Here is a 25,880-nt window from a genome sequence, read left to right as displayed (position 1 = left end):
ACAAGCGTGGTGCAGTAACGAAGAAGGCGCCGCAGGGCGCCTTTTTCGTGGGCCGTGCCCGCACATAAAAAGACCCCGGCAGATGCCGGGGTCAAACGTCCTGCTGAAAGAGAGCGGTTTTTACATCAGAAATCGTAGGACGCGCTCAGGCGCACCGAACGCGGCGCGGTGTAGAAGGTGCCGATACCGTAGGTATTGGAAATCGTGTGCTGGCCCGATTCATACGACGGATCGGACTGGACCGCACGGCGCTGGTTGAGCACGTTGAACACGTCCAGGCCGAATGCCAGCTTGTGGTCGGCAAAGGCCGGGCGGTACATCACGCCCAGGTCGAAGCGGTAGGTCCACGGCTGGCGGCCGGCATCACCCGGGCGCGACGGCTCGCCGTTGCAGTAGTGGTACGACGATTCATAGCCGATCGGATCGCTGCCATCGGCACCGTAGTAGCCCAGGCAGCTCTTCGGCATGCCCGAGGTGACACGCAGGGTGGCCGACGCCGTCCACTCATCGTTGAACTGGTACGCGCCATAGCCCTTCAGCTGGTGGCGACGGTCGTTGGCGAGGTAGCCACCGGCGTACTCCATCAGGTAGTAGGAATCCCAGTCCTGGGTCTTGGCCGCTTCATCCTGGCCGATGTCCGACTTGACCTGGCCTTCGGTGTTGCCGTAGCTGCGCGACCAGGTGTAGTCCAGGCGGCCGTACCACTTGTCACTCAGCGGATGTTCGATGAACAGATCGACGGCAACGTAGCTGCGCTTGGCCTTGTTGCCGTTGTAGCCCCAGTCCGACGAGCTCATCTGCACCGGCGTGTAACCCGAGCCATCGCTGTGCTTGACCATGAAGGTGTTGGTCTTGCCCGGGTTGAAGATCACGCAGCCCGGCACTTCCAGGCCGTCCGTATCAACGCCCATCGCATCGAGCTTTGCGTAGATCTGGTCGGAGTCGCAGGTATCGTCGATGGCGGTCTGCAGGCGACGGTAGGTGAACTTCGCGCCCGTGTTCCAGGACGAGCCCAGGGTCTTTTCGAAGCCCATGATGAACTCATCCTGGTACTGCGACTTCAGGTCGGTCGGTGCAACCGACAACGGATCGGGCGCAACGCCGTACTCGTTGTTGGTCGATACCGGGCCCGGGCCCAGTGCGGTCAGGTCGGTCGGGTTGCCGTTGGCATCGATGCCACCGTAGGTGAAGTACTCACGGGTATAGGTCGATGCCGATGCGCCACGGATGGCCACGCTGTTGGGCAGGGCCAGGTAGTAGCGGCCGAGGTTGGCGAACACCTTCATCGACGAATCACCAAAGACATCCCAGCTGGCGCCCAGGCGCGGGGCCCACTGGTCACCACTTTCAACGTAGGCAATGGCCGAGCTGTTGCAGTTGGTGAACTTGTCGTTGCGCAGGCCCAGGGTCAGCAGCCAGTTCGGGCTGACCTGCCAGCGGTCTTCCAGGTAGTAGGCCTTCTGTTCCACCGACATGCTGGTGGTGGTGGAGAAGATGTACTTCTGCACGTAGTAGCCATCACCACCCGGGGCGGCGACGTCGAACGCCGGCGCCGGCGAAGAACCCGGTGCGATGCGCGAATAGATCCAGGCGTAACCCGGGCCGGTCATCGCCTGCCCTTCGTTGTGGCCCTGGTAGGTCATGTTGTCGATACCGGCGGTCAGCTCATGGCTGCCGATGCGGTACTGCAGGTCCACGCGCAGGCCGCGGGTCTTGCTGCCCGCATCCAGCGACTTGGTGTACAGCGCGGTCTGGTCGTTGCGGATCGGCGTACCGCCGGTGATCGACGGATCCTGGCTGGTCGGTCCACTGATGTAGGGGTTGGCCGAATCCTGCGGATTGGATTCCAGGTTGGTTTCCTTGCTGCGGCCCCACACCGCGCTCAGGGTCAGGTCATCGGTCAGGTACCCGGTGTACTTGAAGATGTCGAACTCGTCCTTGAGCTTGGTCGTGTTGGCGAAGGTACCGGTGCGCTCGCCTTCGCTCATCGTGTCGTAGTCGAACTCGCGGTAGTAGCTGCTGTAGCGGTCCGTGTTCTGCAGCCGGGTGTATTCCAGCGTGTTGCTGTCGTTGATGTTCCAGTCGATCTTGCCGTAGAACTTGGGCGTATCGGTGGTGTAGTGGCTGCGGATCTGCTGTGCGGCTTCGGCAGCACTGGTGGACACGCCCTCGTTGCGATCCTTCTCGGCGGCGAGGTGGATGAACAGGCGATCCTCGATCAGCGGGCCGCTGACATAGCCGCTGTAGGTGGTGCGGGTCGCCGTGTCACCCTTGCGCGAGCGGTACAGGGAGCCGGCCACCGTGCCGGTATCGTCCTCGAGTTCGAGACCCGGTGGCGCGGTGTGGTTGGGGTAGTAGATGTCTCGCGGCGATTCGGCCAGCGAATCGGGCGACCAGGTGGTCTGGAAGCCGAACTTCCATTCATTGGTACCGCGCTTGCCGAGCTGGTTGATCACGCCGCCGGTGGAACGGCCGTAGCCGGCGCCGTAGCCACCCATGAAGGTTTCCTGCTGGTCGATCGAGCCATACGGCAGGCTGACACCGCCCATTGCATTCAGCGGGTTGGTCGCGTTGAAGCCGTTCAGGTAGTACGCGTTCTCGGTGACACTGGAGCCGCCGAACGACAGCACCGAGCGCGAACCATTGGAGAACTCGCCACTGCCGGCGACAACGCCTGGCGCGAGCAGGGCGATCGCTTCGGCGCTGCGGCCCAGCGGCAGGACATCGAGCTGTTCGGAGGTGATGACCGACTTGGAGACCGTGTTGGTCACGTCGATCTTCGGGATGTTGGCTGCAGTGACGTTCACTGCGTCGAGGTTGGTGGCACCGCCGCTGGCGGACTGGCCAAAGGAGACTTCCGTGCCGACGCCGACCTTCAGCAGCACGTTGTCGCGTTGCTCTACCACCTGCCCGTCACGCTCGAGGGTGATGGAGTAGCGGCCCACCGGCAGCGAACCCAGGTTGTAGCGGCCGTTTGCATCGACGTTCGCGCTGCGCTTGAGGCCCGAATCGCTTTGTACGACGACTGTGGCGCCTGCGGCGGCCGGGGCGTTGCCATACAGGGAACCGGTGGTGCTCTGCGCCGCGGCGGCGCCGATGAAGGAGGTCAGGACAGCGGCAAGTGCCGTGCGCTTCAGCCGGATGGCCGTCTTGCTATAGGTCATGAAAATTCCTTGTTCCGTGAAAAGACACACTCGTTTTTCAGACTCGCTGCATCAGCGTTTCATCTTCGTAGCAGCTGAATAGAATATTAATTTCATAAAAGTTTAACTTGCAAGGGTTGATAGCAAATATTTTATCTTGTTGATTTAATTGATTTTTTCTTGATACAAAAGAAAACAATTGTTTACATTCCATTCAACTGAGACTTTTGCCGGCATATTTGCCCGCTTATCGACGGCGATATTCGAAAGATTTAATGAGTTAATGCTTTCGGTTTCATCGATGCTTCGGGGAAGAAATACAGCGACAAAAAAGGGCGCCTCAGAGGCGCCCTCGTTCCTGCGACCAGGCCAACGCGCGTCACTCTGGTTCCAGCGTTCCCCGGTAGTGCACGATGCGACCGACCAGCGGCGCGCCGATCTCGACATCGAACACGAAACGCCCGTCCACTTCCGACTCGAAGCTGTTATCACCCGGCAGCAGCGCGCGTGGCAGCGGAATGCCGAGCAGCGACCAGCGGCGCGGTACCAGCTGCAGCCGGCCGCCCTCGACCACGATGGCCAGGGCCACCGACACCGCACCGAAACGCTCGACCAGCAGCGCCTCGTTGCGGCCGCACCCTTCGGTCTGCAGCGAGGAAAAACGGCGGCCGGCAAACGTGCGCGTCCAGCGCTCGCCACCGGCTTCCGGCGTGAACTCAACGCTGACCGGTACCTGCTCGCCCGCCGCCGGAAAACCAAACAGCGCGCCCAGCAGACGCGACACCAGGCCTCGGCCGCGCTGCACCCGCGCCCTGCCCTGCCAGCACCGCGCCGCACCCGGCGCATGCAGCGCCTGCACGGCGGCTGGCAGCCGCGCATAGGCGTCCCCCAGCACGCGCTGGTACAGGCTGGCGCCGGGCATGTCGTGGCGGAAGCCGGTATGGATGGTGCGGCCGGCAAACAATCGATCGTAGTCGGCCAGCTCCAGCGCGTGCGTCGCGGGGCGCGCACCCGGCGCTGGCCGCTCGCCGAGGAGCTGCTTGCGGATCAGCGCTTCGATGGCCATCGATGGAATGTAGGGGCCATCATCGGCCTCGGCCAGCAGGTGCCAGCTCTGGCGTAGCGGCGCACCGTCACGCACTCCGACCGCGCGCACGATCATGCCGCCGCGATGCTCGCCGAACTTCATCAGGTTCAGCACGGTGTAGAACAGCTGCGAGCACGGTTCCAGCGATGGCAGGCGCAGTCGTTGGCGGGCCTTGGCCAACAGGTTGAGGATGCGGTGCAGGACTTCCGGCACCGGACCGGCGCCGATCCAGATATCGGTGAGCGTCGGGTGTTCCGGCGGCAGCACCTGCAGGTCGGGCACGTCCACCAGCGAGAAATGCAGGTTGCGCAGCGGTATCCGGCCCGGCACCGCGACAGTGAAGCGGCGGCTCTCTGCCAGGCCCACGCCGTGGCCGTCGCGCCCACCACGGCGCAGCTTCACCGGCGCGCCGGCATAGCCCACCACCGCGCGCATCACGTTCAGGCCGATGCCCGCATACGGTGACGGCGCGATGCCGCCTTCCACGCTGAGGATGTCCATGCGCGTGGCCATCACCCGCAGCACCGCAGCGGTCAGCACCGGGAAGCTGCTGACCCCGGACAGCACGTAGACGCCGGCCGCCCGCGCCTGCGCATCGAACTGCGGAACACCCGAAACGAAATCTGCCGCGTCGGCAAAGTCCAGATAATCGATGCCGGCGGCGATGCAGGCTTCGATGGCCGCATAGCGCTGGCGGCCGTAATCCTGGAAGGGACCGGACGCATCGACCACCAGGTCGGGCCGTTCGGCCTGCAACGTCGGCGCCAGCTGCTGCCGTTCCACCCGCAAGGGCCGCAGCGTGGATTGGCCGCGGTACGCCAGGCAGAACGCCTCGGCCGCCGCCAGGGTGCGCCCGGCCACGAGCAGCTCCAGCTGCGGCAGATCCGCCAGCAACTGCACCAGGCGCCCTCCAAATACACCATATCCGCCCAGGATCAGGATCTTCACGCATCGTCCCTGTCGTGCTGCCATGGAGGGAACCGCTCTCCCGCAGGATGGTAGCGCGGTCCTGCAGTGCAGCACGATCCGGCATTAACACCGCCCGTGCTATCGCTGCGCCTTCGCCCGCTGCGGAGCCGCTCATGGCCATCAGGAACATCATCTGCGTGTGGTACGACAAGGACGCGCTGGAGGCCGCCACCTTCTACGCCAACACCTTCCCCGACAGCGCGGTGACCGCCGTCCACCACGCCCCCGGGGACTACCCGGCCGGCCAGGAAGGCGCCGTGCTCACCGTCGAGTTCACCGTCTGTGGCGTGGCCTGCGTCGGCCTCAATGGCGGCCCGGCGTTCAAGCACAACGAAGCGTTCTCGTTCCAGATCCAGACCACCGACCAGGCCGAAACCGATCGCCTGTGGAATGCCATCGTCGGCAACGGCGGCCAGGAAAGCGACTGCGGCTGGTGCAAGGACCGCTGGGGCGTATCCTGGCAGATCAGCCCGCGCATGCTGATCGAGGCGGTGACCAGCACGGACAAGGCGCTGGCCAAGCGCGCCTTCAACGCGATGATGCCGATGAAGAAGATCGACATCGCCACCATCGAAGCGGCGATCGCCCAGGCATGAGCCAGTGGGATGCCATCATTGCCGGCGGCGGCCACAACGGGCTGGTGTGCGCGGCCTACCTGGCGCGAGCGGGAAAGAAGGTGCTGGTGCTGGAGCGCCGCAACGTACTGGGCGGAGCGGCGGTTACCGAGGAGTTCCATCCCGGCTTCCGCAACTCGGTGGCGTCCTACACCGTGTCGCTGCTGCAGCCGAAGGTGATCGACGACCTGCAGCTGCATGCCCATGGCCTGCGCATCGTCAACCGGCCGGCCAACAACTTCCTGCCGCTGGACGATGGCCGCTACCTGCTGTCGGCGCCGGGCCGCACCCAGGCCGAGGTCGCGAAGTTCTCGGCGCGCGATGCGCAGCGGCTTCCCGAGTACGAAGCGCGGCTGGAGATCTTCGCCGACGTGCTGCGCGCATGGGCACTGCGTGCGCCACCGGACCTGGGCGTGGCCGGCGGATGGCGTGCCCTGCCCACGCTCTGGCAGATGGGGCGCCTCGGCCGCGAACTGGCCACGCTGGACGCCTCGCTGCGGCAGGAGCTGCTGGACCTGTTCACGCTGTCGGCCGCCGAGTATCTGGACCGCTGGTTCGAGAGCGAACCGATCAAGGCGCTGTTTGGCTTCGATGGCATCGTCGGCAATTTCGCCAGCCCGTACACGCCGGGCAGTGCGTATGTGCTGCTGCACCACGTGTTCGGCCAGTGCAACGGCGTAAAGGGTGCCTGGGGCCATGCGATCGGTGGCATGGGCACGATCAGCCAGGCCATTGCCGCCTCGGCGCGCGACGCTGGCGCCGAGCTGCGCGTGGATGCCGGTGTGCGGCGCGTTCTGGTCGAACAGGGCCGTGCGGCCGGCGTGGAACTGGACAACGGCGAAAGCCTGCGCGCACGCGCGGTGATCGCCAACGTCAATCCCAAGCTGCTCTACGAACGGTTGCTGGAACCGGCAGAGGTACCGCAGGCGACGCGCGAGCGGATGGCGCAGTGGCGCTGCGGCTCGGGCACGTTCCGGATGAACGTCGCACTGTCGCGGCTGCCGGATTTCCGCGCCCTGCCCGGCCACGGCGATCACCTCAGCGCCGGCATCATCATGGCGCCCAGCCTGGAGTACATGGACCGCGCCTGGCTGGATGCACGCCGCGAGGGCTGGTCGCGCAAACCGATCGTGGAGATGCTGATTCCCAGCACGCTGGACGATTCGCTGGCCCCGCCCGGGCAGCATGTGGCCAGCCTGTTCTGCCAGCACGTCGCGCCGGTGCTGCCCGGCGGGCGGCACTGGGATGATCATCGCGATGAAGTGGCCGACCTGATGATCGCCACGGTCGAGCAGCACGCGCCGGGCTTCGCGGCCAGCGTGCTCGGCCGGCAGGTGCTGTCACCGCTGGACCTGGAACGCACCTTCGGCCTGATCGGCGGCGACATCTTCCACGGTGCGCTCAGCGCCAACCAGCTGTTCTCGGCGCGGCCGATGGTCGGCCAGGCGGGCTATCGCGGTGCGCTGCCGGGGCTGTACCTGTGTGGTTCGGGCACCCATCCCGGCGGCGGCGTGACCGGAGCACCGGGGCACAATGCGGCGCAGGTGGTGTTGCAGGATCTGTAGATCCACGCCATGCGTGGATGTGGGCACCGAGTGCCGACCAACGGTCGGCACCCACAAACACCTACAGCGTCAAAAGATCCGATCCAGAGCGTGCCGACCAACGGTCGGCACCCACAGCGTCAAATGATCCCTTGGATCATTTGACGCTGCGCAGGTGGTTCGGGCGCTTCGGTGGGCCGGGCGGGCGGCGCTTGTTGAACGGCGGCTGCCCGCGCCAGTAGCGGATCAGCAGCCAGCCGAACAGCATGCCGCCCAGATGTGCGAAATGCGCGACGCCCGGCTGCCAGCCGGTCATGCCCAGCACCAGTTCACCCACGCCGAACAGGATCACGAACGTGCGTGCCTTCATCGGAATGGGCGGGAACAGCAGCATCACGCGCTGGTTCGGGAACAGCATGCCGTAGGCCAGCAGCAGGCCGAACACACCGCCGGATGCGCCCAGCACCGTGGCCGGGTTCTCCAGCAGCGTACCCACCAGCAACTGGCAGACACCGGCACCGGCCACGCACACCAGGTAATACAGCAGGAAGCGCTTCTCGCCCCACGTCTGCTCCAGCGGCGCGCCGAACATGAATACCGCCAGCATGTTGAAGAACAGGTGGCCGAAGCTGCCGTGCAGGAAGCCGTAGGTCAGCAGCTGCCAGGGCTGGAAGTTGCCGCCCGGGGAAAACGCATCGAAGCCCTGCTGCCAGGGCTGCAGCATGAAGGGCTCGAAGGTCTGCATGCCGAGCAGGAACGGCTGCTGCAGCAGGAACAGGATCGCGTTGGCGATCAGCAGGGCCTTGGTGACGGTGGGCAGTCGCGGGAACATGGGAATACCGGCATGGAACGGCCTCCATCATAGCCGCAGCATCACGACAGCGTGGCGACCGCCCCGCCCGCTCCGTTCAGTGGCCGGCAGCGATCAGCCCGGGCCCCAGATCGCGGCATCCAGCGCCGCAGCCGGGTCGATGGCCGGCATCCGCACCCGGCCGTTCTCGACCACCACGCCTTCGGCACGCAGGCGCTGCGACTGCTCGCGCCAGCCCGCCGAACCTTCGGCCATGGCAATGCGCCCGTCCGAGCGCAGCACGCGGTGCCACGGCAGGCCGGGGTCTTCGTTCTGGCCCAGGATGCGCGCGGTGAGCCGTGCGCGGCCTGGCAGCCCCGCGCGCATGGCCACCTGGCCGTAGCCCAGCACCTGCCCTGGCGGGATCGCGCGGATCACCGCCAGGATGCGGTCACGCGCCTGTTCCGGCGTCAGCGCCGCAGGCGGGTCACCAGCAGTACGCCGATCAGCACCAGCACGGTGCCGGCGATCTGCGCCGGCCCCATCGGCTCGTCGAGCAGCCATAGACTCATCACGATGGTGGAAACCGGACCCAGCATACCCACCTGCGCGGCCAGCGACGAGCCGACGCGCTGCACGGCCAGCATGATGGCCAGCACCGGCAGCACGGTGCATACCGTGGCGTTGACCAGCGACAGCCACTGCACCGCCGCAGGTGCCTGCCACAGCAGCGGCAGCGGATGGGTGATGGCGAAATGCAGCAGCACCAGCACGCTGGCCACGCAGCTGGCATAGGCGGTCAGCCGCACCGCACCGATGCGCGCGACCACCTGGCCACTGCCGAACAGGTACAGCGCGTAGCTGAGCGCGCTGCCCAGCACCAGCAGGCTGCCGACGATGATCTGCCCGCCCTCGCGCTGCAGGTCATGGCCGAAGGCCAGCAGCACGCCCAGGTAGCTCAGCGCCAGCGCTGCCACCTGCCAGCGGCCCGGACGCTGCCGCGCCAGCAGGACGTTGATCAGCAGCACCAGAGTCGGGTTCAAGTACAGGATCAGCCGTTCCAGGGTCACGCTGATGTACTGCAGGCCCTGGAAATCGAGCAGGCTGGACAGGTAGTAACCGGTGAAGCCCAGCCACAGCACGCGCGCCCGGTCGGCCCAGGACAGCGGTTCGGTACGGCGTGCCGACCACAGGGCCATCAGCACGAACAGCGGCAGCGCCATCAGCATGCGCAGGGCCAGCAGGGTGGTGGCATCCACGCCATGGCGCAGGCCGAGCTTGACGATGATGGCCTTGCCGGACGCCGCGATGGCACCGACCGCAGCCAGGCCGATGCCACCCAGGGCAATGCGCGGGGAAGCAGTGGCGATGCGGGGGGAAGGACTGGACATCAGGACGGCGGCAGGCCGCACGGGGTGCGGCCACGGAGGTATGTGGGGACGCGCATTGTCGCATGCACGCGCCCAGCAACCCGTAGCGCCGAGCCGACGCTCGGCTTCGCGATGCCAAGGCGGAGAAAGCCGAGCGTGGGCTCGGCTCTACACCAACCGCGGGTCAGCGCATCAGCACGACTTCCTCGGCCGAGGTCGGGTGGATGGCCACGGTGTCGTCGAACTGGGCCTTGGTCGCGCCCATCTTCACCGCCACCGCGAAGCCCTGCAGGATCTCGTCAGCCGCTTCACCCAGCAGATGGATGCCCACCACGCGTTCGTCGGCACCGGCGCAGACCATCTTGAACAGGCTGCGCTGGGTGCCGTTGGCCAGCGCCTGCAGCATCGGCCGGAACCGGCTGTGATAGACCGTCACCTGGTCGAAACAGGCGCGTGCCTGCTCCTCGCTCATGCCGACCGCGCCCAGCGGCGGGTGCGAGAACACCACGCTGGCCACGTTGCTGTAATCCATCTTCGCGCTCGGGCGACCACCGAACAGGCGGTCCATCAGGCGCCTTGCCGCGGCCACCGCCACCGGGGTCAGGCCAACCTTGCCGGCAATGTCACCCACGGCATGCACGCTGGGCACCGCCGTGGTCTGCCACTCATCCACTTCCACCTGCTGGTGCTCGCCGATGCCGATGCCCAGCGCTTCCAGGCCAAGATCGCGGCTGTTGCCGCGGCGCCCGGTCGCGAAGAACACCGCATCGAACACGCTCTCCAGCGGGCCATCATGGCCGAAGGCACGCACGCGCTCACCATCGCGCTGCAGTTCACGCAGGCGGTAATCGAAGTGGATGCGCACGCCCTGCTGCTTCAGGTTCTCGGCCAGCTGGTCGGTCAGTTCGTAATCGAAGCGTTCCAGCAGGCGCGTACCCCGCACCAGCAGGCTGACCCGGCTGCCCAGCGCCTGCAGCAGCCCGGCCAGCTCCACCGCGATATAACCGCCGCCGATGATCGCCACCTCGGCCGGTGCGCTGCGCAGGTCGAAGAAATCATCGGACACCAGGCCCAGCGCCGCGCCGGGAATGTCTGGCCGCTGCGGGTGTGCACCGGTGGCGATGAGGATGTGCTCGGCGCTGTAGCGCACGCCATCGCTGCACGCCACGGTGTGCGCATCGACCAGGTGGCCGCGCGCGGGGATGCGCACCACGCCGGTTTCGTCCAGGCGCTTGTTGTAGCTGGTGTGGATGTTGCTGATGTAGGCCTGGCGATGGATCACCAGTTCCTTCCACGACAACGCCGGACGCGCCGGCACATCGAAGCCCATCGCACTGGCCAGGCCGATGCGCTCGTGCAGGTCGGCCGCCAGCCACATCGCCTTCTTCGGCACGCAGCCGACATTGACGCAGGTACCGCCCAGCGCGCCGGGTTCCAGCAGCGCCACGCGCTTGCCATGCTGGGCAGCCCGGATGGCGCCGGCCAGGCCGGCAGAACCGCCGCCAAGGACGATCAGGTCATAGTCAAAGGATGCAGTGCTCATCGGGATCGCTCTGAAGAAGGGAGAATCATGGATCCACGCCCTGCGTGGAGGGTGCCGCTGCCGTGGCCGAGCATGCCATGGGGAACATGCAGCGCAACGTGAGCGGCACAGGCGGGAATCAGCCCTGCGCGACCTCGCGGCGCATGGGCGGCCACTGCCGGTAGGTCATCGCGCGCCACAGCCATTCCATCGGGCCGAAGCGGAAGCGCCGCAGCCACCAGTGCGAGATGCCCACCTGCAGCGCGAACAGCAGCAGCGCGAACACCACCTGCCAGGCGCGCGGCATCAGGTCGAACCCGCCCAGCCCGTAATGGTTGAACAGCCAGGTGCAGGCCAGCGACTGCGCCAGATAGTGGGTCAGCGCCATGCGCCCTGCCGGTGCCAGCCAGCCGAGCCGCGCGCGCCAGTGCACGATCCAGGCCAGGTAGCCCAGGCACATCGGCACCGCACCAACCGACACCAGCGACATCACCGCCGTGGTTTCCAGGGTGTACTGGCCCGGCGCGAGGTAGGGCTTCCACAGCACCCCGGCGAGCGTGACCAGCAGGCCCAGCGGCAGTGCGACCCAGCGCAGGCCGGCATACAGGCGGGGGAATCGGTCCGGTTCGGCCAGCGCCCCGCTGCCGGCAAACCAGCTGCCGATAAGGAACATGCCCAGCACTTCCGGCCCGGTGATCACCAGCGCGCCCAGCGAAGAACCGAACTCATGCAGGCGCTGCACGTTGCCCTGCATCCAGCTACCCTGCCCGTACACCAGCCGCTGCTGGTCGATGGCCTGCTGCGCATCGACCACCATCTTCTGCAGGTCCTGCGCCGGCGAGAGCGTCACGATCGCGCCGATCAGCAGCATCATCGACACGCCGGCCAGGTAGACCACGATGCCCATCCACGGCAACCAGCTGCGCGGCGCTTCGCGGCAGGCCAGCAGCGGCAGCGACACCAGCGCGTACAGCACCAGGATGTCGCCGGACCACACCAGCAGCGCATGGCACAGGCCGATCAGCGCCAGGCCGAGGCTGCGCCGCAGGTAGAACGGGGTGAACTCGCGGCCAGCCGCCTGCGCGCGTTGCGCCATGACCGCGAAGCCGGCACCGAACAACAGCGAGAACAGGGTGAAGAACTTGCCCTGCACGAAGATGTAGACGAAGGCGTCGGCCACGTAATCCAGCCCGTGCCAGCGCGCGTCGATGCCGGTGAAGGCCAGGTCCAGCGGTCCGCTGAAGGCCTCGATGTTCATCAGCAGGATGCCCAGCAGGGCCACTCCGCGCAGCACGTCCAGCACGGCGATGCGTTCGCCGGAAGCCACCGGCTGCAGGGAAAGGGAAGCGGCGTTCACGGGGCATCCGGCAGGCAGGTCCGCCATTATGCCGCCGCCCTGCGCGCCGTGGACGGCCGCGCCGTGTTCCAGAAACGCAACGACCCGCCGGAGCGGGTCGTTGCTGCCCTCACGATCGCGCTGCGATCAGTGCTGGTGGCCACCGTCGCCATGGACATGGCCGTGGTCGATTTCTTCCTTGGCGGCTTCGCGCACTTCGACGATCTCGACGTCGAAATGCAGGTCCTTGCCGGCCATCGGGTGGTTCAGGTCGACGTCGACCACGCTCATGCCGACCTTCTGCACGGTGACCGCGCGCGGGCCGAAGTTGGTCTGCAGCACCACCTGCTGGCCCGGGACCAGCTTGGCGTTGCCGAAGTGCTTCTTCGGCACGCGCTGGGACAGGCCCTCGCGACGCTCGCCGTAGGCATCGGCCGCCGTGACATCGACGTCGAAGGTCGCGCCGGCTTCCTTGTCCATCATGGCGTTTTCCAGGCCCGGGATGATGTTGCCGTGGCCGATCAGGATCGACAGCGGCTCACCGCGGTCCTTGGACGATTCGATCGGCGCCTGGCCGACCTCGGAGACGGTGTAGTGGAAGCGGACAACGCGGTCTTTTTCGATCTTCATGCGCAACTCTGTCTGGATCTGCCGGAGGCAGGCGGGTTGGGGCGGGTTGTCGCCCGGCGGGGACGCCGCCATCATGACGGCCAATCCAAGGTGGCGCATTATCCGGAGAACATGCAAAAGACGCCAGTTTCGTCCGGCCTGCGCCGGATCCTCGCGCCCGCCCTGCTGCTGGCCCTGCCCCTGCTGCTGGCCGCCTGCGGTGGCGGCAAGGCCGTCCGCCCCGCCACGCCGCCGCCGTCGGCGCACTGGCCGGCCACCACGCCGGACAACCCCGAGGCCGCCAATTCGGTACTGATGCGCGCCATCAGCCTGGTCGGCACGCCCTACCGCTATGGCGGCAACACGCCCGACTCGGGCTTTGACTGCAGCGGCCTGGTGACCTACGTGTACCGCGAGATGGTCGACCTGAAGCTGCCGCGCACCTCGCGCGACCTGGCCGCCGTGCAGGGGCCGAAGATCGACCCGCAGCGCCTGGCCACTGGCGATCTGGTGTTCTTCGGCAGCCGCGGCAACGTCACCCATGTCGGCATCTACGTCGGCGAAGGCCGTTTCGTGCACGCGCCGAGCACCGGCGGCACCGTCCGCCTGGACTCGCTCAGCGGCGCCTACTGGAAAGACCACTACACAGGAGCGAAACGCGTTCTTCGCTAAAATGAACAGGCGATATGTTCAAAACTGTGACGGAAATCACTGCGTGAATAACGTTTTATTAACGGAATTTTTAACTTATTGACGCTTTTACAGGGCATGATGCCCCATCGTTTTTTTCCTGTGACCGACGCGTGACGACTGACGACCTGCAAGGCCAAGGCCAGACCGCCGCTTCTTCACGTAGTGTCCGCCCGCTTTTCCTGGGCCTGGCGCTGTGTCTGACCAGCCTCCCGGCCTGGTCGCAGAGTGCCCCCGCCAAGACCGATGCGACCCCGGCCCCGGTGGCCGAGACCGCCCGGCCGGCCGCCAAGGCCGACGCTGCCGCTCCCCAGCGCAGCCGCGCCGATGCCGCCGCCAGCGCCACCCTGGCCGCCCTGCTGCCGCATCTGGCCGCCAACGACACCATTCCGCTGATGGACCGCTCGGCCATGGTTGCCGGCGACCTCAGCCGCCTGCTCGCCAACTACGACACCAGCAGCGTCGCCACCGGCGCCGTGGTGGGCAACCTGGATGACAACGGCAAGGTGCAGTCCCTGCTGCGCCGTGCGATGACCCTGCTGGGCACCCCCTACCGTTGGGGTGGCAGCAACCCGGACAGCGGCTTCGACTGCAGCGGCCTGGTCGGTTACGTGTTCCGCTCGGCCCTGGGCATCGAGCTGCCGCGCGTCTCGCGCGAAATGGCGCATGACAACAATGCCGAACTGATCAACGACCGTGCCGCGCTGGCCGCCGGCGACCTGGTCTTCTTCGGCCGCAAGGGTCGCGTCGACCATGTCGGCATCTATGTCGGCGAAGGCCGCTTCCTGCACGCACCGAGCACCGGCAAGGACGTCCGCGTCGACACCCTGCTGACCGGCTACTGGGGCAACAAGTTCATGCAGGCACGCCGCGTCGAGCTCTGAGCCCGCCGCACCCGCGCCCGCACCGGAAGCCGCTGCCCTGCAGCGGCTTTTTTGTTGCCCGCCTGTCCTGCAGCGCCGATGCGTGGCCGCTGGCCGGCGCGGCCTGCGTTGGTCTTTGATGTCACGGCGGGATACCTGCCGCGACGGGCCGCTGGATGCGGCCATGGCATCCCGGCGTGGGGCGGCACGCGGCGATGCCCAGTCTGACACCGCCCGCGTTGCCCGGATGCTTGGGGGAAGGCATGGCGGCAAGCCTGCAGGTTCCATCACGCTGTGTGATCTGGTTCGGCCAGCCCCTGGCGGGCGAGCGCGAGGCGCTGGCGGCCGCCGGTTGGCAGCTGCGCTGCGTCAGCCCCTCGCCCGCCATGGCCGTGGGCCTGCGCGGGCGCGACCACCTGGTGGCCGTGCTGGACCTGCGCCATCTCGATGCAGAGGCGCTGGGGCCCTTGCTGCCCTGGGTCGAGCAGCACCACCACCTGCCCTGGCTGGCCGTGCTGCCGGCAGGCCTGGATGCACCGCCGCCCAGCTGGGCACCGCTGCTGCGTGCCTGCCAGGACCAGTTCACCCTGCCCCGCGAACTGCAGGACCTGCTGACGGCGATGCAGCGTGACTGCGGCGAGGAGGATCCGGCCACGGCATCGATGCGCGACGGCGGCGGCCTGCCGGCCCTGATCGGCGACAGCCAGGCGCTGTTGGCCGTGCGGGCTGCCCTGCACAAGTTCGCCCCGGTCGAACTGCCGGTGCTGGTCACCGGCGAAACCGGCACCGGCAAGGAGCTGGCGGCGCAGGCCCTGCACGCCTTGTCCGGTCGTGCCGGCCGGCCCTTCCTGGCGGTCAACTGCGGCGCCATTCCCGCCAGCCTGGTGCAGTCGGAGCTGTTCGGCCACGAGCGCGGTGCCTTCACCGGGGCCGCGCAGCGCCGGGTGGGCCTGTTTGAAACCGCCGACGGCGGCACGGTGTTCCTGGACGAGGTGGGCGACCTGCCTGCCGACGCCCAGACCAGCCTGCTGCGGGTGCTGCAGGAAGGCACCCTGGAACGGGTCGGCAGCAACCAGCCCCTGCGGGTGGACGTGCGCGTGCTGGCGGCCACCCATGTCGACCTCGAGCAGGCCGTGGCCCAGGGGCGGTTCCGCCGCGACCTGTACTACCGGCTCAACGTGCTGCGGCTGCCGATGCCGGCGCTGCGTGACCGTGGCAACGACGTGCTGCTCCTGGCCGAGCATTTCCTGCGCAGCTTCCGCAACCGCCATCCGGGCCGCGCGCGCGGTTTCGATCCCGGCGCGCGCCTGGCGATGCGCCACTTCGACTGGCCCGGCAACGTGCGCGAACTGTTGAACCGGGTGCAGCGCGCGGCGATCGTCAGCGAACACGAACTGATCAGCGCCAGCGACCTGGACATGGCCGACGCCGAGACGCCTGCCCCGCGCGCGGTGCTGCAGGATGCCCGCGGCCAGGTCGAGCGCGATGTGCTGCTGCGGACACTGAAGATGCATGGCTACAACGTATCGGCCTGCGCGCGGCACATGCAGGTATCGCGGGTGACGGTGTACCGGTTGTGCCGGAAGCACCGGCTGGAGCTGCCACCGGAACGGTAGGAAGCCAGCCGAGCATGGCTCGGCTCTACTGAAAGCGTGAGCGCCGCTGCGAGAAAAAAGAACGCCGGGCGAAGCCCGGCGTTACCGATGCGTCATCACCGCAATCGGCTACAACATGTACGGCACCTTGAACGACAGGGTGAAGTCCGGTGCATCCGGGGTCAGGCCGATGCCCAGCAGCGTCACCATCGTCGCGTGCTGATTCAGCGCATACGTCACGCCCAGGTTCAACGACGCTGCATTGGCATCGCTGCCGATCACCTTCACCCACTGCCCGCCCTGGAACCGCGTCGACGCGCGTGCGCTGATCTTGTCGCTGAAGGAAATGCTCAGGCTCGTGCGCTCGTTGAAGGCGAAGGCCACGCCGGCACCGAAGTACACCGACCCGCCCAGCTTCACGTCGCCGGGATTCACGGTGTCCGGGTTGCTGTCGATATCGTCGAAGCCGCGCGGGAAGGAATGGATGTAGCCGGCATTGGCGAACAGGATGGCCGGGTCGGCGGTCTTCACCATCGACACGCCCAGGTTGGCCTGCCATACGCCGTTGCCGGTCGGTTGTTCGCGCGGCACCGCGAAGCGGATGTAGTCATCGTCATCGCGCTCGAGCACCTTCCAGTCCAGGCCATAGGGCGCGCGGCCGGTGGGTGCGGTGACGCCGCCGGTCAGCACTGTTTCCGGGCGCCAGCCACGCTCGCCGAACAGGCGGTAGTTGGCGCTCGCGCTGATATCACCCAGGCCGTTGCCATTGGTCTCTTCCTGCGCGATGGCCGCCGCCGCACCACCCGCACCGCCCTTCTGGTACACGGTGCGCCGTGCCAGGTAGGGCACGTCCATGTTCAACGTCAGGTTCGGGCTGACACCCCAGCGCGCGGCCAGGTTGTAGGTCAGCGAATCGGATTCGACGTTCTCGATGGCGATGTTGCCGAGGAAGATCGCATCCAAGGCCAGGAAGCCGTTGAGGCTGAGCTGCTTGCGGTCGTATCGCGCGTAGGTGAGGCTGTTTTCCAAGGTGAACCTGCGCGAGAACAGCGCTGCCTGCTGCTGTTTCACGTCATCCACGCTGCGCCGCGCCTCCTGCTTGGCCTGCTGGGCCTCGGCCGCGGTGCTGGCATACCCCTCGCTGCTGGGTGGCGCTGCGGCTGCGGCCGCCGGGGCGAGGGGTGCTGCCGGGGTCGTGGCGCCGCCGGCACGTCCGCTCAGGCGGGCCTGCATGGCCTGCACCTGCATGTCCAGCTCGCGCAGGCGGCGCACTTCCTGTGCGTAGTTGGCCTTGAGCTGTTCCAGCTGGGAAATCAGCGCCTGTACGTCGGCACCGTCCTTGGCCTCCGTCGCCGGTTCCTGGGCGAAGGCATTGGCCGCCAGCGCCGCCAGCGCCAGCGGGGTAAGCCGCAAATAAGTGTGCATGTCGTTGGCCTGCGTTGTCCGTCCTTCCCCCTTGACCAGGCCGTGTTACTGGCCCGGGCCCATGCCGCGGTTCAGCGCGATCGCCTGGGCCACGTTCTGGCTCAACGGCTGGTTGCTGGCCACGGTGTTGCGCACCAGCTCAAGCTGCAGCCGGTTGCTTGCCACTTGGCCATCACCGGACAGGGCGATGCCCTGGCCGACGCTGCCATTGCGGATCCACTGCTGGACCAGGCCCTGGCCGTCGATCTGCAGCATCAGGCGCGCCTGGTTGCCATCGAGCACCGCCGTCGCGCTGGCCCCGCCCTGCTGCATCTGCGCGATGCGGGTGCCGTCGTCGCTGGTGGTCGGCACTGCGCCGTCACGTACGGTCAGGGTGGTCACGTTGCGCGCGGTGTTGCCATCGCCGGCCACCTGCACCGCCTGCACCAGGCCGGTGGCGTTGGCCAGGCCGCTGCTGTCGATGCTGCGGCTGTCCGTGGTGGGCAGCGCGGCATCGGCGTTGGTGACCTGCACGTGCGGCTGGAACGTCAGCCGTGGCGTACCGCCCTGGCGGAAGTCCATGCCCAGCGTCAGCGCGCCCTGCACGCTGCTGCCGTTGGGGCCCTGCCACTGCGAGATCATCGTCACCCCGAACCAGGCGACGTTGTTGCCGCCTACGGTGTAGCGGCCACGCATCAGGTTCAGTTCGGGATCGGGTATTTCCTTCAGGCCACGTCCTGGTGCGCCTTCAGCCGCCCAGGCGGGCAGCACCGGCAACAGCAGCAGCGTGGCGATCAACAGACGTTGGCACAGCATGATCGAGCCTCCTTCAGAACAGGTCGGCGTGGCTGAAGCCGAAATCGACCAGTTCGGCATCGGTGATCGGGCCCTGCCGCGCGTACAACGCACGTGCACTGGGCCGCTCGCTGGGTTGCAGAAGAACGGTATTGCGATCGAAGTCGCTGCCGATCACGACGAAAACAGCACGCGACGGCCACGCTTCGTTGAATTCAGCCAGTGACAGGCTGCGGTTGCCGAGGATCGGATCGGCCACCTCGACGATGCCGCCACGGACCTGCTTGAGCACCACGAAATGGCGGAACCCGCGCACGTCCATCAGGACCAGGCCGGGCACGCGCAACGTGCGCAGCCGGTTCTCGTCGATGCGGTAGCCACGCCCGCGCATGCCCAGTGATTCGACATAGCGCTTGATGTCCAGCAGCGAGAAACCGCGTTCCTTCACCAGCTGCGGATCGGACACGCCCATCATCCCTTCGATCACCGTCGCTTCGGTGGTGTCCAGGTGGTAGGCGTAGCGCAGGATGGTGGCCAGTGCGGCCGCGCCACAGCTGTAATCGGTGTGCTGCCGCACCAGGTTGCGGTAGCGCCGCTCCTGCATGCTTTCCACCTTCTGCTGCATCAGCGCGCCATTGGGCAGTACGCCCGTGAACGCGATATCGCCTGCCCACGCATGGGCGCTGCCCAGCAACAGCAGGCAGGACAACAGGCGGATCCAGCAGCGGTGTGCGGCCATGGTGCCCTCCAGCGGAAGGAAGGAGCCCCTGCCCCAAGGGGGAGGAGGAGCAGGGGCTCCCGGGGGAACCCGGCCATTGGCGGATGGCCGGGCTTGTTGCACTCAACGCAGCTTCGCTGCGAAAGCGGTCACGCCAGGAGTTACTCGCCGCCGCCGGTGCCGCCACCGGTGCTCGGCTGTGCCACGGCCAGGGCCAGGCTGTTGGCCTGCAGGTTGCCGGTGCCCGAGGCGACGTTCACGCCGATGTTGCCGGAGGCGCCCGAGAACGCACTGCCCGACAGCGCCGCGGTGTTGGTCGCATTCACGTTCACCCAGCGGGTGGTCGTGACGGTGCCGCTCAGGCTGGCGTACAGGTCGGCGATGCCCAGCTCGACGAACTGGCTGGTGCCGCTTTCACGCGTATCGAAGCCCAGGCCACCGACGCCCGGACGGCCCGGGTTCGGCGTGGCGTTCTGGATCTCGTTGTCCAGATCGATGTGGCCGGTGGCGTTGCCACCCGGGTGCGGCAGATCGCCACTCCAGGTATCCAGATAGTAGTTGGCCATCTGGTAGGCATTGCCGGTGCCGCGGTAGGTGCCCGCGCCATAGGCCAGGGTCAGGCCGCCCACGCCACCGCTCATGCCCACTTCCACGGTGTCGGTGTAGGACTGCACGAAGCCCGCGTTGCTCACGGCATTGCCGCTGGAGACCTGGTTGGAGCTGATGCTGGACTGGGCCATCGCACTGGTGGCAACCGAAGCAGCGAGCGCGTTCTTCTGCTCGTTGTTGTTGCCCGAAGCGATGTTCACGCCGATGTTGCCCGACGCGCCGCTGAAGGCATTGCCACCGAGGCCGGCGGCGTTGGTGACGCCGTAGTTGACGGTGGTGTTGCCCATGCCGGACTGGTTGACGAACACTTCGGCGTCGGCCATGCCGAAGCTGAAGGACGCGTCAGCGGCGGACAGCGAAGCGGCGTTGTCCTGCGCGTTGTTGTCACCGGCAGCGACGTTGAAGCCGAGGTTGCCGGACGCACCGGAACCGACGTCATCGGCGATCGAGGCGCTGTTGGTGAGCAGGCTGTTGCCGGCGGTGTTGTGGCTGATCGACTGGCGGTTGTCGATGACCGCGATGGCGGCCGAATCCAGGTCGATGTTGCCGGTGATGGTCGGATCGCCGGAGAAGTTCACGTCACTGCTCAGGCGCAGGTCCTTTTCCAGGTTCACGTCGACGCCGTGGTTGTTCTTTTCCTTGCGCTCGTCGGCCTGGATGTTGCTGTTCTTCTGTACCTGCTCGTTGACCATGCGGTTGCGGGTCACGGTGGAGCTGTCGGTGTTGTTGCGCACCGTGGTGCTGGTACGGGTCCAGTTGCGGACCTCGTTGTCGGTGTGGTTGTGGGTGTCGTTGCGGGTCTCGGTCACGACATGGTTGTGGTTGATGTTCGCGTTGGCGTTCTGGTTGTCCCAGCCATTGGCCGCGGCAGCGGTCGAGGCAGAAGCAATTGCCATGGCGAGCAGAGACTGCTTGATGGTCGCTTTCATGGTGCCCTCTCTCATCAGTGATACATCGGGTGGTGGGTACTGCTCACGGGTTGCCCTGGACGACCAGGCCAAGCACGTTGGCCGTGTCGTTGCGGGCTCCCGCGATCTGATTGAGTTGCAGGACACCGTCGAAGCCCCGCAGTGCCGACGCGGAAACGCCGACACTACGGATACCCGCCGCAACACCGTCGCCGGTGTCGCCCTGCCCCCCTGCTGACGCGATGTCCGACGCCGCCAAAGCCGCGTCGTCGGTCTCGCGTATCCCTTGCCGGGCCAGCGTCGCGCTGACGACGTTGAGCGTCGTGTTGGCGATGCCGCTGGTCTGGTTGATCGATGCGATGCCACTGGCGCCTTCCAGCGCCTGGCCTTCGATATGTGCGCTGGCCTGCAGCGGCCCGGACAGCACCACGTCGGCATGGCGCTGCTGGCGTGCGGCGATGGCGACGTTGGCCTGGTCGCCGGTTGCCATGCCCTGCAGGTTGGCCTGGATGTTCAGGTCGCCGCTGGCCTGGTTGACCATGATGGCGCCGCTGGCACCGGCCAGCGCGCGGTCGCCGATGCGGGCCACGTCCAGGTAGGACAGCATGCCGCTGTAATCATCGGCCCAGGCCAGGGCCGGCGCAGCCGCCAGCACCAGCAGCAGCGCGCCACGTGCCGCGCGCTTCACTTGCCACCGCCCTGCGGCGCAGCCGCACCGAGCGGGAACTGTGCCAGCGCGCCGCGTACGGTGTCGCCGATGCCGCGGGTGGTATTGCCGACTGCACCCAGCGGGCCGCTCATCGCGCCGCCCAGGGCGTTGCCGCCGAGCGCGCCGTCACTGGAACGGCCCAGGGTGCCGCCGAGTGCCTGGTGGGTCACCCGCTCCACGGTGGTGCCGCCGGGCGCGGCCAGGTGGCCGGTCTGGCCCGCGCCGAGCCCGGCATAGTCGTCATCGCTCAGTTCGTCCATGCCGCTGGAGCCGCCGCCGCTGCCGAGTGCGGTGGCGATCTCATGCTGCGGTTTGGGGTCGGCGATCAACGCCATGCCGGGCGGCGCCATGCGATAGGCCGGACGTGCGGCCACATCCCGCAGCAGGACGATTTCGCCCGGCTGCGGCTTCACACCCTGGCGTGCACCGGAGGCGGCAGCCGCCAGCGGGCAGGCCAGGGCCAGCAGCAGCGCCAGCTGCCGGACCGAGGAACCGAGATGGGTGGTGCTGCTGTCCATGCCGCTCTCCCGTTGCGTATGCGCAGGGACAGAGCAGCTTCCGTGCCAACTTCCAAACGCCTTGGTAGCAAGCGGTTCAGCCACTTGCAGCGCGGTGGATTGCCAGCAGGGTGTTACAGAGTCGTTCGGATTTCGTTTGCCTTAACGTGCAGGAAACAACGCTGCACAAGGCCCGGCGGGGGCTGTATCAGCGGTGTTACAGGTGCTGATACAGCCCGTTGCAGTGCCGCTTCAGCTACGCGGCGGCGTCGGGTCGGGATCGTCCAGGCCGACATTGGTGGACGGGTTGTCGTACACCGCCTGGTCGAGCAGGCCGGTTTCCTTGGCCACCAGCACCGGCACCAGCATCTGGCCGGTCACGTTCGTCATCGTGCGCATCATGTCCAGGATGCGGTCGATCGCGTACAGGTAGCCGATGGTTTCCAGCGGCAGGTTGGCCGCACTCAGCACCACGGTGGCCATGATGACCGCCGTACCCGGTACGCCGGCGGTGCCGAAGCTGCCCAGCACCGAAGCGATCAGCACCACCACGTACTGCTCGGGCGTCAGCGGCACGCCGCTGTACTGGGCGATGAACACCGCGCACAGCGCCGGATAGATCGCACCACAGCCGTCCATCTTGATGCTCGCGCCCAGCGGCACCGCGAACGAACCGTAATCCTTGTTCACGCCCAGGTTGTGGGTGATCGAACGCAATGCCACCGGCATCGCGGCGAAGCTGGACGAGCTGACGAACGCCACCTGCATGCCCGGCGCCGCACCGCGGAAGAACTTCAGCGGATTCAGGCCGTGCGACAGCAGCAGCGCGCTGTAGACCACCACGATGTGCAGCGCGCAGGCCACGTACAGGGCCAGCACGAAATGGCCCAGCGGCAGCAGCTTCTCGAAGCCGTAGCTGCCGACCAGGCCGGCGATCAGGCCGAACGTACCGATCGGGGTGACTTCCAGCACGAAGCGGGTCACCTGGATCATGATGTCGCTCATCTGCCCGACCAGCTTGCGCGCCTCGGTCACCTTCTCGCCCAGTTTGACGATGGCAAAGCCGACCAGGCCGGCGAAGAAGATGACCGGCAGGATCGAACCGCGACCGGCCGCCAGCACGGTCTCGCCGGCGGCGTTGACCTTGGTGCCGATGCCCGACAGCGCGTAGAACACGTTGGCCGGCACCACGTCCAGCAGCACCTGCACCACGCTGGGCACTTCGCGCGGCACGTAGTTGCTGGCCATCGACAGTTGCAGGCCACCGGCACCAGGCTGCAGCACCGTGCCAACGCCCAGGCCCACGCACACCGCCAGTGCCGCAGTAATCACGAACCACAGGAAGGTGCGGCCACTGAGCGCGGCGACCGATTTCTGGCCATGCAGCGACGAGATCGCGTTGATGACCGCGAAGAACACCAGCGGCACCGCGATCATCTTGATCAGGGTGACATACAGTTCGCCGAGCGGGCCGAACCACGTTTCGGCGGCCGGGCCAAGCGCCCAGCCCGCCAGCGCGCCGAGCACGAAGCCACCGACCACGCGCTGCCAGAATGGAATCCGCAGCCAGGCAGAGACCAGCTTCATAGGCAATCCAGGGGGGAAGGAAGGGATGCTGGCACGATAGCCCAAGCGGGCGGGCGGTACGACCGCCCCACCGGCAAACAGTGTGTCATCGGCGTGCATTGCAGGGTTGGGCATAATGAACGCCCCGTTACACTTTGTGAGATCCCAGCGTCCATGCGTCGTTCCGTCTCCCTGTTGGCCGCCTGCGCCACCACCCTGCTGCTGGGCGCCTGCGCCAGCACCACCCCCGCCTCCGCCCCGGCCGGCCTGAAGGTCGCCGTTGATCCCGTCGCCCACCCGGCCGGCGAGACCCCGCAGTGGTGGTACCGCAGTGGCGCCGCACAGGCCGCAGCCAACGGCGCGATGGCCGGCAAGGCCAAGAACGTCATCCTGTTCCTGGGCGATGGCATGAGCCTGACCACCGTGGCCGCCGCGCGCATCTATGAAGGCCAGCGCAAGGGCAGCGCCGGCGAAGAGAACCTGCTGTCGTGGGAGCGCTTCCCGGCCACCGCGTTCAGCAAGACCTACAACACCGATTCGCAGACGCCGGATTCGGCCGGCACCATGACCGCCATCACCACCGGCGTGAAGACCCATATGGGCGCTATCGGCGTCAGCGCCGGCAGCCGCACCGACTGCGCCGACAGCCTGTCCAAGGGCCTGCTGACCTGGCTGCAGCTGGCCGACAGCGCCGGCCTGGCCACCGGTATCGTCTCCACCGCACGCCTGACCCACGCCACCCCGGCCGCCACCTACGCCCATTCGCCCGAGCGCAACTGGGAAAACGACACCGACCTGACCGAGGAAGCCAAGGCCGCCGGCTGCCAGGACATCGCCCAGCAGTTGCTGTCCACCTCGCGCTATGGGCGTGGCCCGCTGGTCGCCCTGGGCGGCGGTCGTGGCGAGTTCACCACCGTGGAAGAGCGCGACCCCGAATATGACGACAAGGTCGGCCAGCGCCTGGACGGCCGCAGCCTGGTGCAGGAATGGCAGCAGGCGCATCCGCAGGGTGCGTATGTGTGGAACAGCAAGCAGCTGGCCGCCGCCGCCAACGCCCCGGCCCTGCTCGGCCTGTTCGAACCGGACCACATGCGTTACGAATACGAGCGCCCGCAGGATCCGTCCGGCGAGCCGAGCCTGGCCGAACTGACCGCCGCGGCAATCAAGAACCTGGCCCAGCACAAGGAAGGCTACGTGCTGATGATCGAAGGCGCGCGCATCGACCATGCCAACCACAGTGGCAACGCCTACCGCGCGCTGACCGAAACCGTTGCCCTGTCCGATGCAGTGCGCGTGGCCAACGAACTGACCTCGGCCGATGACACCCTGATCATCGTCACCGCCGACCACTCGCACACCCTCAACTTCGTCGGCTACCCGGCGCGTGGCAACCCGATCCTGGGCAAGGTGAAGGACAAGGGCGGCGAAGACGGTGCCGGCAAGCTGGACTACGCACTGGACGGCAACGGCCAGCCGTACACCACCCTGAGCTACGCCAACGGCCCGGGCCACACCGGCGCGACCAACCAGCAGCCGGCCGGCCCGAAGGTCTACCCGCACAACCCGAGCAGCTTCGAGCAGGCCAATGGCCGCCCGAACCTGCACGAGGTGGACACGACGCACCCGGATTACATGCAGGAAGCGCTGGTGCCGATGAAGTCCGAATCGCACGGTGGCGAAGACGTGGGCATCTGGGCACGTGGCCCGGGCAGCAAGGCCATCCGTGGCACGCTGGAGCAGAACGCGATCTACCACATGATCGTGCAGGCCACCCCGGCCCTGCGCGAGCGCCTGTGCCAGGCCGGCACCTGCGATGACAAGGGCGTGCCGGTGCAGCTGCCGGCGCCGACCGCGTTCGAACGCAAGGGTGAGGCGCAGTGACGGCGCGGCCTTTGCGACCACTGCCTGCCGGTGGCCGCCTCGCGCGGTCGCTGGTGCTGTGCAGCCTGATGGCCAGTGGCGCGGCGCTGGCACAGGCACCGGACTGCAAGCTGCTGACCGATGAGCACGGCCTGCGGGCCCTGCCCGGCTGCGAAGTGGTCGGGCACACGCTGAAGATCAGTGCAGGGGCGCTGAAAGACTTGGATTACGACGACCACGGGCTGGCGGTGGTCTATGCCGACCAGGGCTTCCACTACGTGGACCGCACGGGCCGCAGCCTGCCGGTGCTGACCTGGGACAACGGCCCGGACACGCCGCAGGAAGGCCTGCTGCGCGGGCGCGTGGGCGATCGCGTGGGTTATTTCGACCTGCAGTTCCGCCAGGTGATTCCGGCGCTGTTCGATTTCGCGTGGCCGTTCAAGGATGGCGTGGCGGAGGTCTGCAACGGGTGCCGGCGTGGGACGCCGGATGGCGATGGGCATACGCCGATGGAAGGCGGCGAATGGTTCCGCATCGACCGCTCGGGCCGCCGGGTGAAGTAGGTTTTTTGGCAGGGCTGCGCCCTGCACCTGCTCAAGGCAACGTCAACGTCAAAGGCAACAGCGGGCTATCCGTGGGTTGGCGGGGCGGTGTCGGATTGCGGGGACGCCGCAAGTACGTC

22 protein-coding genes are annotated in these 25,880 nt (G+C 67.1%); 7 read left to right on the top strand and 15 right to left on the bottom strand.

Annotated elements, in window-relative coordinates:
* Nucleotides 1–125: 125 nt before the first annotated feature.
* A complete protein-coding gene (locus IAE41_RS04970) occupies nt 126–3,164 on the bottom strand; it encodes a carboxypeptidase regulatory-like domain-containing protein (RefSeq protein ID WP_200732311.1) in 3,039 nt (1,012 codons plus the stop codon).
* A gap of 358 nt (nt 3,165–3,522) precedes the next feature.
* Nucleotides 3,523–5,178, bottom strand: coding sequence for an SDR family oxidoreductase (locus IAE41_RS04965; RefSeq protein ID WP_200732310.1), 1,656 nt, complete (start codon nt 5,176–5,178; stop codon nt 3,523–3,525).
* 134 nt (nt 5,179–5,312) lie between these two features.
* Between IAE41_RS04965 and IAE41_RS04960 the strand changes: the two genes are divergently transcribed.
* Nucleotides 5,313–5,795 carry a VOC family protein gene (locus IAE41_RS04960; protein WP_108758107.1) on the top strand — a complete coding sequence of 161 codons (483 nt, stop codon included), beginning with the start codon at nt 5,313–5,315 and terminating at the stop codon, nt 5,793–5,795.
* A complete protein-coding gene (locus IAE41_RS04955) occupies nt 5,792–7,378 on the top strand; it encodes an NAD(P)/FAD-dependent oxidoreductase (RefSeq protein ID WP_200732309.1) in 1,587 nt (528 codons plus the stop codon). Before IAE41_RS04960 ends, IAE41_RS04955 begins: the two co-directional genes overlap by 4 nt.
* A 136-nt stretch (nt 7,379–7,514) precedes the next feature.
* Here IAE41_RS04955 and IAE41_RS04950 read toward each other — a convergent pair whose 3' ends face one another.
* The 6 genes from IAE41_RS04950 to IAE41_RS04925 all read right to left on the bottom strand — a co-directional run bounded on the left by IAE41_RS04950 (nt 7,515) and on the right by IAE41_RS04925 (nt 13,005).
* On the bottom strand, nt 7,515–8,189 hold the full coding sequence (locus IAE41_RS04950) for a rhomboid family intramembrane serine protease (protein ID WP_079222658.1): 675 nt from the start codon (nt 8,187–8,189) through the stop codon (nt 7,515–7,517).
* 93 nt (nt 8,190–8,282) lie between these two features.
* Nucleotides 8,283–8,621: an MGMT family protein gene (locus IAE41_RS04945; protein WP_234458311.1), complete on the bottom strand. Its 339-nt coding sequence runs from the start codon at nt 8,619–8,621 to the stop codon at nt 8,283–8,285.
* Nucleotides 8,618–9,538, bottom strand: coding sequence for a DMT family transporter (locus IAE41_RS04940; protein ID WP_108747860.1), 921 nt, complete (start codon nt 9,536–9,538; stop codon nt 8,618–8,620). The genes IAE41_RS04945 and IAE41_RS04940 overlap by 4 nt, the downstream gene beginning before the upstream one ends.
* A gap of 163 nt (nt 9,539–9,701) precedes the next feature.
* Nucleotides 9,702–11,060, bottom strand: coding sequence for a glutathione-disulfide reductase (gene gorA, locus IAE41_RS04935; protein ID WP_200732308.1), 1,359 nt, complete (start codon nt 11,058–11,060; stop codon nt 9,702–9,704).
* A gap of 118 nt (nt 11,061–11,178) precedes the next feature.
* Entirely contained in the window at nt 11,179–12,423 is a 1,245-nt protein-coding gene (locus IAE41_RS04930) for a DUF418 domain-containing protein (protein ID WP_200732307.1), read from the bottom strand.
* Nucleotides 12,424–12,522: 99 nt separating this feature from the next.
* Nucleotides 12,523–13,005: a peptidylprolyl isomerase gene (locus IAE41_RS04925; RefSeq protein ID WP_079222661.1), complete on the bottom strand. Its 483-nt coding sequence runs from the start codon at nt 13,003–13,005 to the stop codon at nt 12,523–12,525.
* Nucleotides 13,006–13,116: 111 nt separating this feature from the next.
* Between IAE41_RS04925 and IAE41_RS04920 the strand changes: the two genes are divergently transcribed.
* The 3 genes from IAE41_RS04920 (at nt 13,117) to IAE41_RS04910 (ending at nt 16,153) form a co-directional block, all read left to right on the top strand.
* Nucleotides 13,117–13,656 carry a C40 family peptidase gene (locus IAE41_RS04920; protein WP_200732306.1) on the top strand — a complete coding sequence of 180 codons (540 nt, stop codon included), beginning with the start codon at nt 13,117–13,119 and terminating at the stop codon, nt 13,654–13,656.
* A gap of 131 nt (nt 13,657–13,787) precedes the next feature.
* Nucleotides 13,788–14,558: a C40 family peptidase gene (locus IAE41_RS04915; RefSeq protein WP_200732305.1), complete on the top strand. Its 771-nt coding sequence runs from the start codon at nt 13,788–13,790 to the stop codon at nt 14,556–14,558.
* Between the two features lie 242 nt (nt 14,559–14,800).
* Entirely contained in the window at nt 14,801–16,153 is a 1,353-nt protein-coding gene (locus IAE41_RS04910) for a sigma 54-interacting transcriptional regulator (protein ID WP_200732304.1), read from the top strand.
* A gap of 108 nt (nt 16,154–16,261) precedes the next feature.
* Here IAE41_RS04910 and IAE41_RS04905 read toward each other — a convergent pair whose 3' ends face one another.
* From IAE41_RS04905 to IAE41_RS04875, 7 genes are all read right to left on the bottom strand, one after another.
* Complete coding sequence (locus tag IAE41_RS04905) at nt 16,262–17,557, bottom strand: transporter (protein WP_079222665.1); 1,296 nt, start codon at nt 17,555–17,557, stop codon at nt 16,262–16,264.
* Nucleotides 17,558–17,602: 45 nt separating this feature from the next.
* Nucleotides 17,603–18,352, bottom strand: coding sequence for a hypothetical protein (locus IAE41_RS04900; protein ID WP_200732303.1), 750 nt, complete (start codon nt 18,350–18,352; stop codon nt 17,603–17,605).
* Nucleotides 18,353–18,365: 13 nt separating this feature from the next.
* A complete protein-coding gene (locus IAE41_RS04895) occupies nt 18,366–19,070 on the bottom strand; it encodes a C39 family peptidase (protein WP_079222667.1) in 705 nt (234 codons plus the stop codon).
* Nucleotides 19,071–19,210: 140 nt separating this feature from the next.
* Nucleotides 19,211–20,587, bottom strand: a complete 1,377-nt coding sequence (locus IAE41_RS04890; protein ID WP_200732302.1) for an adhesin — start codon at nt 20,585–20,587, stop codon at nt 19,211–19,213.
* Nucleotides 20,588–20,630: 43 nt separating this feature from the next.
* Entirely contained in the window at nt 20,631–21,254 is a 624-nt protein-coding gene (locus IAE41_RS04885) for a hypothetical protein (RefSeq protein WP_079222669.1), read from the bottom strand.
* Nucleotides 21,251–21,793, bottom strand: coding sequence for a hypothetical protein (locus IAE41_RS04880; protein ID WP_079222670.1), 543 nt, complete (start codon nt 21,791–21,793; stop codon nt 21,251–21,253). Before IAE41_RS04880 ends, IAE41_RS04885 begins: the two co-directional genes overlap by 4 nt.
* Nucleotides 21,794–22,024: 231 nt before the next feature.
* The gene (locus tag IAE41_RS04875) at nt 22,025–23,359 is read right to left on the bottom strand and encodes a dicarboxylate/amino acid:cation symporter (RefSeq protein WP_200732301.1); all 1,335 of its coding nucleotides are present in this window, start codon (nt 23,357–23,359) and stop codon (nt 22,025–22,027) included.
* A 153-nt stretch (nt 23,360–23,512) separates the two neighbouring features.
* Here IAE41_RS04875 and IAE41_RS04870 point away from each other — a divergent pair, with 153 nt between their 5' ends.
* Nucleotides 23,513–25,219: an alkaline phosphatase gene (locus IAE41_RS04870; protein WP_200732300.1), complete on the top strand. Its 1,707-nt coding sequence runs from the start codon at nt 23,513–23,515 to the stop codon at nt 25,217–25,219.
* Nucleotides 25,216–25,761 (top strand): WG repeat-containing protein, encoded by a 546-nt coding sequence (locus IAE41_RS04865; protein WP_200732299.1) that lies wholly within the window; start codon nt 25,216–25,218, stop codon nt 25,759–25,761. Before IAE41_RS04870 ends, IAE41_RS04865 begins: the two co-directional genes overlap by 4 nt.
* Nucleotides 25,762–25,880: the final 119 nt, after the last annotated feature.

Source organism: Stenotrophomonas sp. S39, assembly GCF_016624665.1.
GTDB lineage: Bacteria > Pseudomonadota > Gammaproteobacteria > Xanthomonadales > Xanthomonadaceae > Stenotrophomonas.
Note: the sequence above shows the minus strand (reverse complement) of the source record. Positions and strands in the feature narration are given on the sequence as shown.